Below are 16,547 nucleotides of genomic sequence, written 5' to 3' on the forward strand. Positions count from 1 at the left end.
CGCGTCAGACGAGGTCGCGCTTGGCCGCGATCTTCGACGAGAGGCCGAAGATCTCGATGAAGCCCTGCGCCTTGGACTGGTCGAAGGTGTCGCCCGAGTCGTAGGTGGCGAGGTTGAAGTCGTACAGCGACTCCTCGGACTTCCGGCCGGTGACGACGGCGCGGCCGCCGTGCAGGGTCATCCGGATGTCGCCGGTGACATGCTGGTTGGCCTCGTTGATGAAGCCGTCCAGGGCCCGCTTCAGCGGGGAGAACCACAGGCCGTCGTAGACCATCTCGCCCCACCGCTGCTCGACCTGCCGCTTGTAGCGGGCCAGCTCACGCTCGACGGTGACGTTCTCCAGCTCCTGGTGGGCGGTGATCAGTGCGATCGCGCCGGGCGCCTCGTACACCTCGCGGGACTTGATGCCCACGAGCCGGTCCTCGACCATGTCGATCCGGCCGATGCCCTGGGCGCCGGCCCGCTCGTTGAGCTGCTGGATCGCCTGGAGGACGGTGACGGGGCGGCCGTCGATGGCGACCGGGACGCCTTCCTTGAAGGAGATGACGACCTCGTCGGCCTCGCGCGGGGCGGCGGGGTCGGAGGTGTACTCGTAGATGTCCTCGATCGGCGCGTTCCAGATGTCCTCCAGGAAGCCCGTCTCGACAGCCCGTCCGAAGACGTTCTGGTCGATGGAGTACGGGGACTTCTTGGTGGTCACGATCGGGAGGTTCTTCTCCTCGCAGAACGCGATCGCCTTGTCACGGGTCATCGCGTAGTCGCGGACCGGGGCGATGCACTTCAGGTCGGGGCCGAGGGCGGAGATCCCGGCCTCGAACCGGACCTGGTCGTTGCCCTTGCCGGTGCAGCCGTGGGCGACGATCCCGGCGTTGTGCTTGTGGGCCGCGGCGACGAGGTGCTTGACGATGGTCGGCCGGGAGAGCGCCGAGACCAGCGGGTAGCGGTCCATGTAGAGGGCGTTGGCCTTGATCGCCGGGAGGCAGTACTCCTCGGCGAACTCGTCCTTCGCGTCCGCGACCTCGGCCTCGACGGCACCGCAGGCGAGCGCGCGCTTGCGGATGACGTCCAGGTCCTCGCCGCCCTGGCCGACGTCCACGGCGACGGCGATGACCTCGGCGCCCGTCTCCTCGGCGATCCAGCCGATGGCGACGGAGGTGTCCAGGCCGCCCGAGTAGGCGAGTACGACGCGCTCGGTCACGGGTTTCTCCTTACGGTGCAGTCACTGATGGGTATAACTATGCAGTGGTCCGTATGTTTTGTCAAAGCTCCAGGTCAGAGCGGCGAAGCTGGGCACAGGGGCGGAAAATGCCGATGCTCCTCGGCCGGACGCACCTAGCATCGGCGGGATCGGGGGTTGACGGACGAGGGGGACGCGTGGACGGATGGGACGGGGCAGCCGTGCGCGCCGTGGTGCGGGTGTGCGAGGGTGCGACGCCCGCCGAGGCGTTCGACACGGCGTCGGCCGGGGCGTGGCTCGCCTTCGACGCCGCCGTACGGACGCTCGACGACCGGCCGTGGCTGCGGCCCCGCCCACCCGACGGGACCGAACGCCCGGCCCCGAGGCTGCTGGACCGGTTGCGCGGACGTGTCGCCGCCCCCGTCCCGGCACCGCCACCGGCCGTCGCCCTGTGCGACCGGGACGGGCGGGTCCGGGAAACGGCGCTGGACGCGGTCCGCACCGCCCCGGAGCTGCGACCGCTCCTGGCGGTGCGGTGTGCGGACTGGGCTCCCCCGGTCCGTGAGCGGGCGCGGACGCTGCTGGCCGAGTTGCCCGGCGACGCCCTGTTCCCGCTGGCCGAACTGATCCTGCGGCTGGCGCGGCGGGACCGGGGCGGTTTCGCCCGCGGTCTGCTGGAGGCCGCGCTGCGTGAGGGCCCGGCGGCCGAGGTGCTGGCGCTGACGGCCCACCCGGACCGGGAGACGTACCGGTGTGCGTTCCGGATCGCGGTGGAACGCGGGCTGCTGACCCCGACGGAGCTGGCGACCACGGCGGCGACCTGCGGGGACATCACCCTCCAGGACCTGTGCGCGGATGCCGCCGTCTCCGCGTCGGCGCGACCGCGAGGTGGGGACGCCGAGAACCCGCCCCCGGACGCCGCCGTGCTGGACCGTCTGCTGACGGCCCGCTCGCCCCGCGTGCGTTCGGCGGGCGTGACCGCGCTGCGTCGGGCCGGGCGCCACAGTGACGCCGAGCCGTTCCTCCACGACCGGTCCGCCCTCGTACGGGCCTGCGCGCGCTATGTGGTGCGGCAGGGCGGCGTCGACCCGCAGCCCCTCTACCGGGCCCGGTGCGCCGAACCGGCCGCGCACCCGGGGGCCGCCGCCGGGCTCGGGGAGTGCGGAGACCGGACGGTGGACGCCGAGGTGCTGTGGGCCCTCGCGGAGCACCCGCTCCCCGCCGTGCGGCTGCACGCGATCACGGGTCTGCGCGCACTGGACGCGGTGGCACGGGAGCGGCTGACACCGCTGCTGGACGACCCGAGCCCGGCCGTGGTGCGGGCGGCGACCAGGGCGCTGCTGCCGGACGCCGCCGGGATTCCGGAGCCCCTGCTGCGCGCGTGGGCGGCGCCGGACCGGCCTCGCGCGGTGCGGGTGGCGGCCGCTCGGCTGCGGCGGGCGGCGGAGCGGCACCGGCGACCGGGGACGGGCTACCGCTGAACCCCGGGCGGAGACCCGGACCTGCGCACCGCTGGGCCGTACGGAGCAGGCCCGGTGGGGACTCGCCCCCGGCCGCCGTACGGTCCGGAGCATGCGCAGATCACCGGTGACCGCCGCCGTACTCCTCGCCCTGGCCGGCTCTCTCGCGGCCGGGCCCGCCGACGCCTCCGCCACCGACGCGCCTCCCCTGCCGGACCGGCTCGCGGACACCGGCGGCGGCTCCCAGCTGATCACCGCCGAGGCTCCGCACGCGGACTCCACGACCGGCACGGTGACCTGGTGGGAGCGGCGCGGCGGCCGGTGGGCCGAGGCGGGGTCGTCGCCCGCGCGGTTCGGGGCCAACGGGCTGGCCGAGGGGACGACGCGGGAGCAGGGCACCAGCACCACCCCGGCCGGACTGTACGACCTGCCGTACGCCTTCGGCATCGAGGAGGCCCCGGCCGGCACGACGTATCCGTACCGGAAGGTGGACGACGACTCCTGGTGGTGCCAGGACAACGCGTCGGCGGCGTACAACCGCTGGGTGGAACCGCGCCCCGCCCACTGCCGGGCGGACGAGGCGGAGCACCTGGTCTCCTACGGCACGCAGTACGCCCACGCGCTGGTGATCGGCTTCAACTACGAGCGGCCGGTACGGGGCCGGGGCGCGGGCATCTTCCTGCATGTGGACGGGCGCGGGGCGACGGCCGGGTGCGTCTCGGTCCCGGCCGGGGCGATGGCGGAGATCCTCGACTGGGTGGACCCGCAGCGCGCACCGCACATCGCCGTCGGGACCTCCGCGGGCCCGACCGCGATCACGCGTTACTGAACGGGGATGCTCAGCGGTCGTTCTGAGCGAGCGCCAGCAGATGGTCGGCGAGCGCCTGGCCGCCGTGCGGGTCGCGGCTGATGAGCATCAGGGTGTCGTCGCCCGCGATGGTACCGAGGATGTCGTGCAGTTCGGCCTGGTCGATGGCCGAGGCGAGGAACTGGGCCGCGCCCGGCGGGGTGCGCAGCACCACGAGGTTGGCCGAGGCCTCCGCCGAGATGAGCAGTTCGACGGAGAGCCGGCGCATCCGCTCCTCCTTGGCCGAGCCGCCCAGCGGGGCCTGCGGGGTGCGGAATCCGCCCTCGCTGGGCACCGCGTAGATCAGCTCGCCGCCGGTGTTGCGGATCTTCACCGCACCCAGCTCGTCCAGGTCGCGGGAGAGCGTCGCCTGGGTGACGCTCAGCCCGTCGTCGGCGAGGAGCTTGGCCAGCTGGCTCTGCGAGCGGACCGGCTGCCGGTTCAGGATGTCCACGATCCGGCGGTGGCGGGCGGTGCGGGTCTGCGGCACGGACGGTCCGCCGTGCTCGGTTTCCTGCGCCTCGGTCATCGTCGTCGCCTCATTCTCCGGAGGCTCATGCTCCGGATCGTCCGTCCCCGTGTGCCGCGTCGAGAGCGCTCGGCAGGATCTCCAGGAACGCGTCCACCTCCGCGTCACCGATGATCAGCGGCGGCATGAGCCGTACGACATCGGGGGCGGGCGCGTTCACCAGGAGGCCGGCTCCCTGGGCCGCCTGCTGCACCTGCGGTGCGAGGGGTCCGGTGAGCACGATACCCAGCAGCAGGCCCGCGCCGCGGACGTGGGAGACCAGGGGGTGTCCCAGCGCCTCCACACCGGCGCGGATCTTCTCCCCGAGCCGCTTGACCTCGTCGAGCGCGCCGTCGGCCGCGAGAGTGTCCAGGACGGCGAGTCCGGCGGCGCAGGCCACCGGGTTGCCGCCGAACGTCGTGCCGTGGTGCCCCGGTTCCAGCAGGGCGGCAGCCGGGCCGAAGGCGACCGTCGCGCCGATCGGCAGGCCGCCGCCGAGGCCCTTGGCGAGCGTGACGACGTCGGGCTCGACCCCCTGGTGGGCCTGGTGCTCGAACCACTGGCCGCAGCGGCCGATCCCGGTCTGCACCTCGTCCAGGACGAGCAGCGTCCCCGTGGTCCGGGTGATCTCCCGTGCGGCCTCCAGGTAGCCCTTGGGCGGGACGACGACCCCGTTCTCGCCCTGCACCGGTTCGATGATCACCAGCGCGGTGTCGGTGGTCACCGCGGCCCGGAGCGCGTCGGCGTCCCCGTACGGCACGTGGGTGACGTCGCCGGGGAGCGGGACGAACGGCTTCTGCTTCCCCGGCTGGCCGGTCAGGGCGAGCGCTCCCATCGTCCGGCCGTGGAAGCCGCCGTCGGAGGCGACCATGTGGGTGCGCCCGGTGAGGCGGCCGATCTTGAACGCGGCCTCGTTGGCCTCGGCGCCCGAGTTGGCGAAGAAGACCCGGCCCGGACGGCCGAACAGCTGGAGCAGCCGCTCGGCGAGCGCGACGGGCGGCTCGGCGATGAACAGGTTCGACACATGGCCGAGAGAGGCGATCTGGGCGGAGACGGCCCGGACGACGGCGGGGTGGGCGTGGCCGAGGGCGTTGACCGCGATGCCGCCGACGAAGTCGAGGTAGCGGGCGCCGTCCTCGTCCCAGACGTGGGCGCCCTCGCCGCGGACGAGGGGCAGGCGGGGGGTGCCGTAGTTGTCCATCAGCGCGCCCCGCCACCGCGAGGTGAGTCCCGTGCCCTCTGTGCCGGTCATGATGTCCCCTGTTCAGAACCTGTGTGTACGTCGATGGGGGCGTCCGGCACGACCATGGTGCCGATGCCTTCGTCGGTGAAGATCTCCAGCAGGATCGAGTGCTGGACGCGGCCGTCGATGACGCGGGCGGTCTCGACGCCGTTGCGCACGGCGTGCAGACAGCCCTGCATCTTGGGGACCATGCCGCTGGACAGCTCGGGCAGCAGCTTCTCCAGCTGGCTCGCGGTGAGCCTGCTGATGACGTCGTCGCTGTTGGGCCAGTCCTCGTACAGCCCCTCGACGTCGGTGAGGACCATCAGCGTCTCGGCGTTCAGCGCGGCGGCGAGCGCGGCGGCGGCGGTGTCGGCGTTGACGTTGTAGACGTGGTGGTCGTCGGCGGAGCGGGCGATCGAGGAGACGACCGGGATGCGGCCGTCGTCCAGCAGCGCCTGGATGGCCCCGGTGTCGACGGCGGTGATCTCTCCGACCCGCCCGATGTCGACGGATTCGCCGTCGATGGTGGGGCGGTGCTGGGTGGCGGTGATGGTGTGGGCGTCCTCGCCTGTCATGCCGACGGCGAGCGGCCCGTGCTGGTTGAGGAGGCCGACCAGCTCACGCTGGACCTGCCCGGCGAGCACCATCCGGACGACGTCCATCGCCTCGGGGGTGGTGACGCGCAGCCCGGCCTTGAACTCGCTGACCAGGCCCTGCTTGTCGAGCTGGGCGCTGATCTGCGGGCCGCCGCCGTGCACGACGACGGGCTTGAGGCCGGCGTGCCGCAGGAAGACGACGTCCTGGGCGAAGGCGGCCTTCAACTCCTCGTCGATCATGGCGTTGCCGCCGAACTTGATGACGACGGTCCTGCCGTGGTGGCGGGTCAGCCAGGGCAGCGCCTCGATGAGGATCTGCGCCTTCGGGAGTGCGGTGTGCTTCCGCGCCGTCGTCATGAGCTGTACGCGCTGTTCTCGTGGACGTAGTCCGCGGTGAGGTCGTTGGCCCAGATGACGGCCGACTCGGCGCCGGCGGCGAGGTCGGCGGTGATCCTGACCTCCCGGTAGCGCATGTCGACGAGGTCGCGGTCCTCGCCGACGCCGCCGTTCCTGCAGACCCAGACGTCGTTGATGGCGACGTTCAGCCGGTCCGGCTCGAAGGCGGCCTTCGTGGTGCCGATGGCGGAGAGGACGCGGCCCCAGTTGGGGTCCTCGCCGTGGATGGCGCACTTGAGGAGGTTGTTGCGGGCGATGGACCGCCCGACCTCGACGGCGTCGTCCTCGGTGGCCGCGTTGATCACCTCGATCCGGATGTCCTTGGACGCGCCCTCGGCGTCGCCGATGAGCTGCCGGGCGAGGTCCGCGCAGACGGCCCGTACGGCCTCGGCGAACTCGTCCCGCGCCGGGGCGATGCCGCTGGCTCCGGAGGCGAGCAGCAGCACGGTGTCGTTGGTGGACATGCAGCCGTCGGAGTCGACCCGGTCGAAGGTGGTGCGGGTGGCCTCGCGCAGTGCGGCGTCCAGCTCCGGTGCGGGGACGTCGGCGTCGGTGGTCAGGACGACGAGCATGGTGGCGAGGCCGGGGGCGAGCATGCCCGCGCCCTTGGCCATGCCGCCGACGGTCCAGCCCTCGCCGCCCGCGACGGCCGTCTTGTGCACGGTGTCGGTGGTCTTGATCGCGATGGCGGCCTTCTCACCGCCGTGCTCGCTGAGGGCGGCGGCGGCCTTCTCGATGCCGGGGAGCAGCTTGTCCATCGGGAGCAGGATGCCGATGAGCCCGGTCGAGGCGACGGCGATCTCGCCCGCGCTGTGGCCCGGGAGCACCTCGGCGGCCTTCTCGGCGGTGGCGTGGGTGTCCTGGAAACCCCGGGGCCCCGTACAGGCGTTGGCACCGCCGGAGTTGAGGACGACGGCGGTGACCTCGCCGCCCTTGAGGACCTGCTCCGACCAGAGGACGGGTGCGGCCTTGACGCGGTTGGAGGTGAACACGCCCGCGGCGGCGCGGCGCGGGCCGTTGTTGACCACGAGCGCCAGGTCCGGGTTCCCGCTCTCCTTGATTCCCGCGGCGATGCCCGCCGCGGAGAATCCCTGTGCTGCCGTGACGCTCACTGCATCTCCTCGTTCGCTTCTTCGACCGCCCGGCGGGGCGGCGCGGCCTTCCTGTCCGTCCGCAGCCCGGCGGCTGCGCGCTCGGCGCTCATGGCGCCGCTCCGATCGTCGTCAGACCTGTCTCCTCGGGGATGCCGAGGGCGATGTTCAGGCTCTGGAGGGCGCCGCCCGCGGTGCCCTTGGCGAGGTTGTCGATCGCGCAGACGACGACGATCCGTCCGGCGGCGGGATCGTGGGCCACCTGGATCTGTGCGGCGTTGGAGCCGTACACCGCGGCGGTGGCGGGCCACTGCCCCTCGGGCAGGAGGTCGGTGAACGGCTCGTCCGCGAACGCCTTCTCGTAGACCGCGCGCAGGCTCCGGGCGCTCACGCCGGGCCTCGCCTTCGCGCTGCACGTGGCGAGGATGCCGCGGGGCATGGGAGCGAGGGTGGGCGTGAAGGAGACCGTGACCCGCTCCCCGGCGGCGGCGCTGAGGTTCTGGATCATCTCGGGCGTGTGGCGGTGTCCGCCGCCGACGCCGTACGGGGTCATGTTGCCCATCACCTCGGAGCCGAGCAGGTGCGGCTTGGCCGCCTTGCCCGCGCCGGAGGTGCCCGACGCGGCGACGATCACGGCCTCCGGCTCGGCGATGCCCGCCCCGTACGCCGGGAAGAGCGCGAGGGACACGGCGGTCGGATAGCAACCGGGCACCGCGATCCGCTTCACCCCGGCGAGCGCGGCCCGGCCGCCCGGCAGCTCGGGCAGCCCGTAGGGCCAGGTACCGGCGTGCGGGGACCCGTAGAACGCCTCCCAGTCACCGGCGTCCTTCAGCCGGAAGTCGGCCCCCATGTCGACGACCAGCACCTCCGGTCCGAGCCGCTCGGCCACGGCGGCGGACTGCCCGTGCGGCAGCGCGAGGAAGACGACGTCGTGCCCGGCCAGCACCTCGGGGGTGGTGGGCTCCAGCACCCGGTCCGCGAGGGGCCGCAGGTGCGGCTGGAGCGACCCGAGGGTCTGCCCGGCGTTGGAGTGCCCGGTGAGGGCGCCGATCTCGATCGCCGGGTGCGTGAGCAGGAGGCGGAGCAGCTCCCCCCCGGCGTATCCGCTCGCCCCTGCCACTGCCGCTCGTACCGCCATCGGTGACCCTCCTGATCGATGGCATGACTATACGCATGTGCGCACTTTTATGCAACGAGTTGCCCTGGCTTCCCGGCGGCACCGCTTCCCGCGCAGGAAAACCCCTTGGGGGTGTCCGGCGGCCGTGTCAGGCTGGCGCGGTGATCCACCACCTGGCTCCTCGCCACCTGACGTGGGACGACGTGGACCCCGCCCGTCATGCTCTCGACGAAGCGGCCGTGCCGGGGACAGTGCGTTCCCTCGGTCCGGCCCGGTGCGTGCCCACCCGTCCGGACATCACCTCCGGGGACCCCGCGATGACCGCGTGGAGCCACGGGGAGGCCGAGTCCTGGGCCGACGCCATGTCGTACGCCCTCCTCGAGCACTACGGGAAGTGGACCGTAGGCTGGCGCTGGTCGCACGACGAGGGGGATTTCGACGGCGGGCCGGTCGGCCACCGGTGCTGCCCGCACCACTCGATCACGACGCCGGACGAGACCCTCGACCGGGTCGGGGCGGCCCTGCGGGAGTGGCGCGAGTGGCTGGAGTTCCTGGCCCGCTGCTTCGAGGCGTACCCCCTGGACCTGGCCGGCATCGGGGATCAGCGGATTCTGTGGGAACGTGCGGCGAGGCATCTGATCCTTCAGGTCGTCGACCGCACCGGGTGCGGCAGCGGCTGGCACGGGCACTGCCGCCAGGTGCTCACCTGGTTCCTCGACCACGGGGGCATCGCGCCCGATGTGGCCGAAGGTCTGGTCGACGAGGCGATCGGCGGGCGGTTCCGCAGCTGGACCGGTCCCGGCACCCTGGTGGTCGACTCCGTCGCGGAGCGGCTCGCACTCTCCCTGAGGCCGGCCGACGCCCGTGCCGCCGCGGACGCGGCGATCCCCCCGGACCACCTGCGACGCCGGCTCACGCTGCGCGCTTCGGTGGCGTGGCACGAGGCGCTGGACAGCGACACCCACGGACCGGTGGCGCCCCTCCGCGACGGCGCCGCCGAAGACATCCGGGCCTTCGACGGCGCCATCGCCCCCGCGCGGGCCGAGAGCCTGCTGCGCGCCCTGGAACTGCTCCGCACCGACGCCGCGCGGGGAGCTCGGCTCGATTTCGCCCTGCTCGGCAGCTGGCAGCAGCACGTGCTGGGCACACCCGGGCCGCCCCGGTTCCGGGACGCGCCCGCCTTCGCCAAGGGAGGCCGGGAGCGCTACGGCATCGGACCGGACACCCTCTCGCGCTTCGACGCGTGCCTGGCCGGGAGCGCGTCCGACGCCGACCCGCCGCTCGGCCTGACCGCCCGCGCCGCCCGCGCCTACCTGGACGTCTGCTTCTTCCACCCCTTCGACGACGGGAACGCCCGGTCCGCGTTCCTCACCCTCGTCTTCGTCCTGGCCCGCGAAGGCGTCGCGCTCGACTCGGTCAGCCTTCTGCGCCGCATCGGTCACGAGGCCGACGACCCCGAGGCCCCGCTGAACCTCGCCGGCTGCATCGCCCGCCACATCGACGAGACCCGTCGCCGCGCCGCCCACCCGGCGGCGCGGTGAGCCATCCGGGGCCGGCGCGCACGCACGCGGGCCGCCCGGCGTCTCACGTGGTCGTCACGCGGACCCCGCCCTCGGCCAGGACGTCGAGCACCTCGGCGAACAGGTCGTACGGCTCGCCGTCCGGCGTCAGGACGTGGGACAGGTGCTCACGGGCGGTCGCCGAGTCCCGCCAGAGCAGGGTCGCGGGAGAGGTGTGGCCGAAACCGCCGCGCAGGCAGTCCGCGAGAGCTCCCAGGCAGCCGCCGAAGTAGCCGCCCGGCCCGTTGACGGCCTCTCCGAGCGCCAGGTACAGGCCCGGCAGGTCCGTGATGTGCCGCCCGTCCAGCTCGTACGCCTGGCCGGGTGGCCGGTCCCGGCGCCCGGGCGCGCAGCCGCGCCCCCGTACGAGATCGAGCCATGCCCCACGTCGGCGGGTTCCGAGTCCGGCCCAGGCGCCGGGGCCCTCCGGTGGGCCGGTGAGCCAGTGCTCCCAGACCGATCGGACGTGGTCCGGTACGAGTTCGGAGCAGGCATCGAGTTCCAGGTCGATCAGGTCCGCCCCGCCGGAGGACGGCTGCCACGCGCGGACGTCGAACCACAGCGGCAGGTCGATGAGCGGTACGTTCCGGTCGTCCCGGATCTCCAGCCGGGCCACCCCCGGGTCCGACGCGCGCCGGGTGCCCGCCGCCAGCGCGCGCCGCAGCCGGTCGCTCGGGGCGAGTCCCCGCAGGACGAGCGGCGTCTCGTCCCGGACCGGCCGCAGGATCCGGGCGAACTCCCGGCAGGAGCCCAGCCACCGCCGCCCGTCGTGCACGCGCACGGCCGCGCGGTACCCCTCGGGCGGACCCTCGTAGTCGTCCGTGCCGGTGAGCAGGAGGCTGTCCGTGCCCGGGTGGCGGCCGAGGCTCTCCGCGTCCTCCAGCAGCCAGGCGTCCGGCGTCCCGTCCTGCGGCACCAGCCACACCCGGCTGCCGACCCAGCCGCGTACCGCCGGTCCGTCCGGTACCCAGCCGAACAGTTCGTACGTCTCGCGCGCGGCCTCCCCGAACAGCCCCTCCACCGTGGCGCAGACGCCCCAGACGTGACCGTTCTCCTCATCCGTGAGCCTGTACGGTCCCCGACCGCTGTCCCCCTGCATGGGGGAATGATGCCCGGCCCGGACACGGTCGGGGAAACGTATTCCGGAGGCCGGTCGGAGCGTCCCGGCGCTCGGTGCGGTCGGCGTGCTCCGTGCGCTCGCCGCACGGTCGGCGTGGCGCACGACCTTCGCGGTGCTCCGCCGCCGGCCGTGGCCGCCGGGGTCGGGCGGAGGGAAGGAGGGCGATACTGGTCGCAGCAGTCACTCGCTCCCGGACCGGCGCCCCGCCGGGCGGTCCGGCCGGGGGCGCGTCCGTGCCGAATGCGTCGATGCCTTCGAGGGGAGCCGTTCATGACCACGGCGAAAGACCTGTTCATCATCGCGATGGACCCGGCGCCGGAGCGGCCGGTGGGACAGGGCGACCTCTCCCTCGCGCTCGCCGGGGCCGAACTGCTCGACCTCCTGGCCGCGGGGACCGTCACCGTGGACGGCGATCTCGTCGTGCCGGGCGGGTCACCGGTGCCGGACGACCGGCTGCTCGCCGCGGCAGCGGCGGGACTCACCCGGCAGCCGCCCTACGAGCGGGTCGAGGACTGGCTGTGGCGCCGGGGCCGGGATCTTGCGGCCGCCTACCAGAAGGCGCTGGAGGAGGACGGCGATCTCACGCGGAAGCGGAGCGGTCTGCTGCCCTTCGGCCCGAAGGAGATGGAGGCGGCGGACACGCCCGCCCGCCGCCGGGCCGTGGCCCGCCGGGAGGAGGGCGATCCCGTGCTGGCCTCCCTCGCGTCTGCCGTGGGGCTCGGCGGGGAGCGGTCCGAGGACGACGAGCCCGGCCTCGGCGACGAGACGGTGACCACCGTGGTCGCCACCGTCCATGAGGCGGTGATGGAGCTGGAGGCCGTACGGCAGAGGCGGACCATCGAGAACACCGCTTTCGCCAACGTCTGGCGGGGCCCCTGAGCGAGGGCCGCCGCCCGTGTTTGACCTTGACACGGTGACAAGCCGTTCACTGGCCGCCGAGGAGGTGGTCTCGATGACGGTCACGGGACGGCACGGAACGGACGAGGCAGGGGCCCTGCGGGCGTTGCGGGACGAGAACGCGTCGGTGCGGCTGCGCGCCGCTCTGGCGGCCGGCTCGGCGCCGGACCCGCGTGTGGTGGAGGAACTGGTCGAACGGTGCGCGGTCGAGCCGGAGTTCTTCGTCCGCGACATGCTCACCTGGGCGCTCACCCGGCATCCGGTCGACGACATCCTGCCCCGGCTGCTCGTCGAGGTCCGCTCGGAGCGTGCGCAGGCACGGAGCCAGGCGCTGCACACCCTGTCCAAGGTGGGGGACCGCCGGGCGTGGCCGGCGATCGGCCGGGCCCTGCTGACCGACGCCGACGACGAGGTGGCGCGGAGCGCCTGGCGGACGGCGGTCCTGCTCGTACCGGAAGGGGAGGAGGCGGCGTTGGCAGCGGTGCTCGTGACGCAGCTCGGGCGCGGTGGGCGCGAGACGCGGCTGAGCCTCAGCCGGGCGCTGATCGCCCTGGGCTGCGCGATGGCACCGGCCCTGGACACCGCGAAGCGCGCCTCCGACCCGGCCGTACGCGCGCACGCGCTCGCCACCGAGCGGCTGGGGCGCGAACCGGACACCGGATTCGCCCTCGCGCTGGAGGAGGCGAAGCGCGTCGTGGCCCTCGGCGGGGCGGGCGGCGGCGGGAAGGGGGCGTAGCGCGTGCTGATCGGTGAGGTCGCCCGGCGGTCCGGTGTCAGCGCCCGCATGCTCCGGCACTACGAGTCGCTCGGGCTGGTGCGGCCCTCCGGCCGCACCGGTTCCGGCTACCGCGAGTACTCCGGTGAGGACATCCGGCGGATCTTCCACATCGAGAGCCTGCGGGCGATGGGGCTCTCGCTGCGGGAGATCGGACGCGCCCTGGACGAGCCCGGCTTCACGCCTTCGGCGCTCGTCGACGACCTCATCCGCCGTACGCGCGAACGCATCGCGGCGGAGACCGAGCTGCTCGCCCGGCTGCACCGGGTCCGGGCGCGGGAGCCGGCCGGCTGGGAGGAGGTCCTGCGGGTCCTCGCCGTCCTGCGGGCCCTCGGGGACGAGAACGCCGCCGCCCGCCACCGTGCCGCCCTGGCCTCGGTCGACGAGGTTCCGGCCGAGGTGCTGGCCGAGGCGGTGCTCGGGGAGGACGACCCGTGTGTCGCCGGTGCCCTCCAGTGGGCCCTGGCACGATCGGGCGGCGGGACGGCACCGCTGGCCGAGGGGCTCGGCTCCCCGGCGGCGGCCGTACGGGAACGTGCCGTACGGGCCCTTTCCGAGCTGCCCGGAAAGGAGGCGGACGCCGTGCTGCGGGACGCCCTCACGAGTCCCGACGCCGTGGTCCGCGGCCACGCGGCCCTGACGCTCGGGGCGCGGGGCGAGACGGCGGCGGCCCCTGCGCTCGTCGAACTGATCGCGGACGGCCGCAACGACACCGATGCGGCCGACGCGTTGAGCGTCCTGGCCGGCGACGACGCCGCATCGGACCGGATCGCGTCCCTCCTCGTCGACCGTCTGGGCGAGGACACCACCGGGGCCCCCGCGCGCGGGCGGTTGACCCAGGCGCTGGCGGGCATCGCGGGAGCTACGGCCTCACGCGCCCTCGCCGGCCTGCTGGGCGACGCGGACCGTGCCGTCGCGCTGACCGCCGCCTACCTTCTTCAGCTGCGCGGGGAGCGGTGAGGCTCCCTCGGGCCGCGGCCGGTCCAGGAGCAGCGGCACCGCCAGGACGGGCAGCAGCCAGACGAACACGATGAGGCGGTGGCCGAGCAGCTGGTCCAGGTTGGGGTGGCCCGCCTGGTTGAGCAGGCCCGCCGCCCCGGCAGCCACGGCTACCGGCAGCACCGCGGAGCGCCGCTTGAGCAGGGCCAGGGCCGAGAGCGCGAGCAGGACGGGCAGGACCGGGTGGGTCGCCTGGTGCCGGAGCCAGGCCGACCAGAAGACTCGCTCCTGAGCGAAGAACTCGGGCCAGGGGTCGGCCCGGTCGGGGCGCTGGTAGTGGTGGGTCAGCAGGTCCTGGGCGCTGTCCTGGCCCATCGGCCAGGACAGCAGATGCGCCCCCGCGTGGACGAGCCCCGCCAGCACGCCGCACAGTGCGGCCGCGCGGAGCACGGGTGCGGGCCGGCGCCCCTTCCGGTGCAGCCACGCCGCCCGGATCAGGAGGACACCCGCCAGAGCGGCCGCCAGCAGGAGCGCCTGCGAGTAGCGGACGAGGAACATCAGGGCGAACCCGCCCACGACGAGTGCCAGGCCGGTACGGGCCCCTGCCGCACCCGCCCGCCGCCGTGCGCCCGCACCGGTGTCCCCCCACAGCCCCCCGCCCGTACCGGACCCGTGGGGCCGTTCCCGCAGCAGCAGCGTGCAGCCGAGGACGACCGCCGTGCCGAGTGCCAGGGAGAGTCCGTCGCTCAGGGGGTTCATCGCGACGGTGCCGGTGGGCAGGGCGAGGTACAGCGCCTGCCCGGCCAGGCCGGCGCGCCGGGAAGCACCCGCCGCGCGGAGGGTGAGCAGGACGCAGACGCTGCCGGCCAGGGCGACGAGGAGACCGGCCAGCCAGAGCCCCCACGTCGCGCCGAGGACACTCACGAAGGGGACCAGGAACAGCGGGTAGCCCGGCCTGGCCTCGAAGATGGCCATGAACCGCTGGTTGGCGAAGGGCGCGGTCATCCCGGACGTGTTGCCCTGCCGGGTCCAGTACGCGACCGAGTCGTTCAGCCGGCGTACGCACCGCTCCTCGCTCTCCCCCGCCGGCTTCCTGCTGGTCCAGGGGATCGTGCGCAGGGGCGCGTGCTGCCCGCTCGCGCACGAATAGGCGATGGCCCGGCGGCCCGCCTCGGCACGGTTCTCGCCGCTGAGGCTCAGGGCGTAGGAGAGGTAGTTCTTCGTGTCGGGCGAGGCGCGTCCCGTCACCGCGGTCAGCTGGAGCCCGGCGAAGGCTGTGGCGACGATCAGCATCCCGGCGAGGCCGAGGTGCTGGGTTCTGCGGATGTTCGGCATCGGACGGGCGCTCCCCTGTGTACGGCGGTCGCCCCATCAACGAGTGAACCGGCGCGGGGTGGCGTTCCGGGGGCGCCCCGGCCGGGACCGCGGGCCCCGGCCGCTCGGTTGCTACCGGCCGCGCGGCTTCCCGCGCTTGCCGCCGGGGCCGCCCGTGTGCTTGCCGCCCTGACCGCTCCGGCCGGCCGTGCGCTTGCCGGACCGGCCGCCCGCCGCCGGCTTCTGCCGGGCGCCGCCCGACCCGCCGGCACGCTTGTCCTTGGCCTTGTCCTTGGCCTTCTCCGTGGGGCGCTGCCGGTCGGCGGTCATGCGGCCGCGGGTGCTGTTGACGGTGCGCCCCCGGACGATCCCGATGAACTCCTCCACCAGGTCGGGGGTGGTCTCCGCCTCGGGCCAGGACAGCGCGACCCGCGACTCGGGGGCTTCCCGGACCGGCCGGTAGGTGAGGTCCTTGCGGTGGTGGAGGCGGGCCAGTGACTGCGGGACGAGCAGGACGCCCACGCCCGCCGCCACCAGCTCGACCGCGTCCGCCGTCGTCGCCGGGCGCTCGAAGGCCGGGCGGCCGGGCAGGGTCTCCCAGCCGAGGACGTCGTCCAGCGGGTGCAGCACGATCTCGTCGGACAGCTCGTCGAGCGACACCTCCTCCGCGGCGGTCGCCACGTGGTCCTTGGGGATCACGACGACGGTCGTCTCGGTGTAGAGGGGGATCGCGCTCAGGACGCTCCGGTCGACCGGCAGCCGTACGAGACCGGCGTCGGCGGCGCCGTCCACCAGCAGTCCCGTGGCGTCGGCCGCGGTGGCCTGGACGAGTTCCAGGGGGGTGTGGGGCAGCCGCTCCTGCCAGACCCTCACCCACTTGGTGGGCGTCACGCCGGGGACGTAGGCGAGCCTGAAGGATGAGGGAATGTCCGAGCCTGTCACGGAGCCAGGCTACCGGTCGGTGGTCGGAGGTATGTCCCATGGTCGATACCCTGGACCCATGACGTCGCACAAGACCGCCCAGACCATGAAGCCCGCCACGGCGGCGAAGAAGCTGGGTGTGTACCTCCAGGCCACCCCCGCCGAGTTCCAGGAGGGTGCCGTCTCCCGCACCGAGCTGAACGCCCTCCAGACCGACCCGCCCGCCTGGCTCGTGGAACTGCGCCGCACCGGTCCGCACCCCCGCCCGGTCGTCGCCGCGAAGCTCGGCATCTCCATCGCGGGGCTCGCCCGCGGCGGGGTCACCGAGCCGCTCACCACCGAGCAGATCGACGCACTGAAGGACGAGATGCCCGAGTGGCTGCGCAAGGAGCGCGAAACCCAGGCGGAGGTGCGCAAGGAGGCCGCCCGCATCAAGGAGCGCAACGCCGAGCGGGCCGCGCGGTCCGGCGGCGACCAGCAGTAGGGGCGATCGGCGGCCCACCCGGCAGAGGCCCGGTCCGCCGAGCGGGGGCCCCGGACCGCCGGGAAGAGGGCCTGCCCGCAGCCGGACGCGCCCAGCCGCCCGGCCTCGGTCGGCTGTCCGT

16 protein-coding genes are annotated in these 16,547 nt (G+C 73.9%); 7 read left to right on the forward strand and 9 right to left on the reverse strand.

Features of this window, described 5'->3' with window-relative positions; all coding sequences use genetic code 11:
- Positions 1-4 precede the first annotated feature (4 nt).
- Positions 5-1,198, reverse strand: a complete 1,194-nt coding sequence (locus QFZ71_RS03790) for an argininosuccinate synthase (protein ID WP_307666824.1) — start codon at positions 1,196-1,198, stop codon at positions 5-7.
- A 176-nt stretch (positions 1,199-1,374) separates the two neighbouring features.
- On the opposite strand from QFZ71_RS03790, the gene QFZ71_RS03795 reads away from it, so the two are divergent.
- Both QFZ71_RS03795 and QFZ71_RS03800 read left to right on the forward strand, forming a co-directional pair.
- Positions 1,375-2,658: a HEAT repeat domain-containing protein gene (locus QFZ71_RS03795; RefSeq protein ID WP_307666825.1), complete on the forward strand. Its 1,284-nt coding sequence runs from the start codon at positions 1,375-1,377 to the stop codon at positions 2,656-2,658.
- Between the two features lie 91 nt (positions 2,659-2,749).
- The gene (locus tag QFZ71_RS03800; RefSeq protein ID WP_307666826.1) at positions 2,750-3,466 is read left to right on the forward strand and encodes a L,D-transpeptidase; all 717 of its coding nucleotides are present in this window, start codon (positions 2,750-2,752) and stop codon (positions 3,464-3,466) included.
- Positions 3,467-3,476: 10 nt separating this feature from the next.
- On the opposite strand, the gene QFZ71_RS03805 is transcribed toward QFZ71_RS03800, so the two are convergent.
- From QFZ71_RS03805 to argC, 5 genes are all read right to left on the reverse strand, one after another.
- Positions 3,477-4,013 (reverse strand): arginine repressor, encoded by a 537-nt coding sequence (locus tag QFZ71_RS03805; RefSeq protein WP_307666827.1) that lies wholly within the window; start codon positions 4,011-4,013, stop codon positions 3,477-3,479.
- Positions 4,014-4,038: 25 nt separating this feature from the next.
- On the reverse strand, positions 4,039-5,244 hold the full coding sequence (locus tag QFZ71_RS03810; RefSeq protein WP_307666828.1) for an acetylornithine transaminase: 1,206 nt from the start codon (positions 5,242-5,244) through the stop codon (positions 4,039-4,041).
- Positions 5,241-6,170: an acetylglutamate kinase gene (gene argB, locus QFZ71_RS03815; RefSeq protein WP_307666829.1), complete on the reverse strand. Its 930-nt coding sequence runs from the start codon at positions 6,168-6,170 to the stop codon at positions 5,241-5,243. Before argB ends, QFZ71_RS03810 begins: the two co-directional genes overlap by 4 nt.
- Complete coding sequence (gene argJ, locus QFZ71_RS03820) at positions 6,167-7,321, reverse strand: bifunctional glutamate N-acetyltransferase/amino-acid acetyltransferase ArgJ (RefSeq protein ID WP_307666830.1); 1,155 nt, start codon at positions 7,319-7,321, stop codon at positions 6,167-6,169. The genes argB and argJ overlap by 4 nt, the downstream gene beginning before the upstream one ends.
- An 88-nt stretch (positions 7,322-7,409) precedes the next feature.
- Complete coding sequence (gene argC, locus QFZ71_RS03825; RefSeq protein WP_307666831.1) at positions 7,410-8,438, reverse strand: N-acetyl-gamma-glutamyl-phosphate reductase; 1,029 nt, start codon at positions 8,436-8,438, stop codon at positions 7,410-7,412.
- A 140-nt stretch (positions 8,439-8,578) separates the two neighbouring features.
- Here argC and QFZ71_RS03830 point away from each other — a divergent pair, with 140 nt between their 5' ends.
- Complete coding sequence (locus QFZ71_RS03830) at positions 8,579-9,958, forward strand: cell filamentation protein Fic (protein WP_307666832.1); 1,380 nt, start codon at positions 8,579-8,581, stop codon at positions 9,956-9,958.
- A 43-nt stretch (positions 9,959-10,001) separates the two neighbouring features.
- On the opposite strand, the gene QFZ71_RS03835 is transcribed toward QFZ71_RS03830, so the two are convergent.
- Entirely contained in the window at positions 10,002-11,075 is a 1,074-nt protein-coding gene (locus QFZ71_RS03835; RefSeq protein ID WP_307666833.1) for a barstar family protein, read from the reverse strand.
- Between the two features lie 291 nt (positions 11,076-11,366).
- On the opposite strand from QFZ71_RS03835, the gene QFZ71_RS03840 reads away from it, so the two are divergent.
- The 3 genes from QFZ71_RS03840 to QFZ71_RS03850 all read left to right on the forward strand — a co-directional run bounded on the left by QFZ71_RS03840 (position 11,367) and on the right by QFZ71_RS03850 (position 13,728).
- Entirely contained in the window at positions 11,367-11,975 is a 609-nt protein-coding gene (locus QFZ71_RS03840) for a GPP34 family phosphoprotein (protein ID WP_307666834.1), read from the forward strand.
- Positions 11,976-12,048: 73 nt separating this feature from the next.
- A complete protein-coding gene (locus QFZ71_RS03845) occupies positions 12,049-12,729 on the forward strand; it encodes a HEAT repeat domain-containing protein (protein ID WP_307671332.1) in 681 nt (226 codons plus the stop codon).
- Between the two features lie 3 nt (positions 12,730-12,732).
- The gene (locus tag QFZ71_RS03850; RefSeq protein WP_307666835.1) at positions 12,733-13,728 is read left to right on the forward strand and encodes a MerR family transcriptional regulator; all 996 of its coding nucleotides are present in this window, start codon (positions 12,733-12,735) and stop codon (positions 13,726-13,728) included.
- Here QFZ71_RS03850 and QFZ71_RS03855 read toward each other — a convergent pair.
- Both QFZ71_RS03855 and QFZ71_RS03860 read right to left on the reverse strand, forming a co-directional pair.
- A complete protein-coding gene (locus QFZ71_RS03855) occupies positions 13,639-15,042 on the reverse strand; it encodes a hypothetical protein (RefSeq protein ID WP_307666836.1) in 1,404 nt (467 codons plus the stop codon). The two genes, QFZ71_RS03850 and QFZ71_RS03855, sit on opposite strands and share 90 nt — an antisense overlap.
- A 111-nt stretch (positions 15,043-15,153) precedes the next feature.
- Positions 15,154-15,963, reverse strand: a complete 810-nt coding sequence (locus QFZ71_RS03860) for a LysR family transcriptional regulator substrate-binding protein (protein ID WP_307666837.1) — start codon at positions 15,961-15,963, stop codon at positions 15,154-15,156.
- Positions 15,964-16,021: 58 nt separating this feature from the next.
- Between QFZ71_RS03860 and QFZ71_RS03865 the strand changes: the two genes are divergently transcribed.
- On the forward strand, positions 16,022-16,426 hold the full coding sequence (locus tag QFZ71_RS03865; protein WP_307666838.1) for a DUF5997 family protein: 405 nt from the start codon (positions 16,022-16,024) through the stop codon (positions 16,424-16,426).
- The last annotated feature ends 121 nt before the right edge of the window (positions 16,427-16,547 follow it).

Source organism: Streptomyces sp. V2I9 (genome assembly GCF_030817475.1).
Classification (GTDB): domain Bacteria; phylum Actinomycetota; class Actinomycetes; order Streptomycetales; family Streptomycetaceae; genus Streptomyces.

Coding starts and splice junctions, on each gene's coding strand:
- argC (WP_307666831.1), bottom strand. CDS start 8,438: ATGGCGGTACGAGCGGCAGTGGCAGGGGCGAGCGGATACGCCGGGGGG.
- QFZ71_RS03840 (WP_307666834.1), top strand. CDS start 11,367: ATGACCACGGCGAAAGACCTGTTCATCATCGCGATGGACCCGGCGCCG.
- QFZ71_RS03835 (WP_307666833.1), bottom strand. CDS start 11,075: ATGCAGGGGGACAGCGGTCGGGGACCGTACAGGCTCACGGATGAGGAG.
- QFZ71_RS03865 (WP_307666838.1), top strand. CDS start 16,022: ATGACGTCGCACAAGACCGCCCAGACCATGAAGCCCGCCACGGCGGCG.
- QFZ71_RS03845 (WP_307671332.1), top strand. CDS start 12,049: ATGACGGTCACGGGACGGCACGGAACGGACGAGGCAGGGGCCCTGCGG.
- QFZ71_RS03810 (WP_307666828.1), bottom strand. CDS start 5,244: ATGACCGGCACAGAGGGCACGGGACTCACCTCGCGGTGGCGGGGCGCG.
- QFZ71_RS03800 (WP_307666826.1), top strand. CDS start 2,750: ATGCGCAGATCACCGGTGACCGCCGCCGTACTCCTCGCCCTGGCCGGC.
- QFZ71_RS03805 (WP_307666827.1), bottom strand. CDS start 4,013: ATGACCGAGGCGCAGGAAACCGAGCACGGCGGACCGTCCGTGCCGCAG.
- argB (WP_307666829.1), bottom strand. CDS start 6,170: ATGACGACGGCGCGGAAGCACACCGCACTCCCGAAGGCGCAGATCCTC.
- QFZ71_RS03855 (WP_307666836.1), bottom strand. CDS start 15,042: ATGCCGAACATCCGCAGAACCCAGCACCTCGGCCTCGCCGGGATGCTG.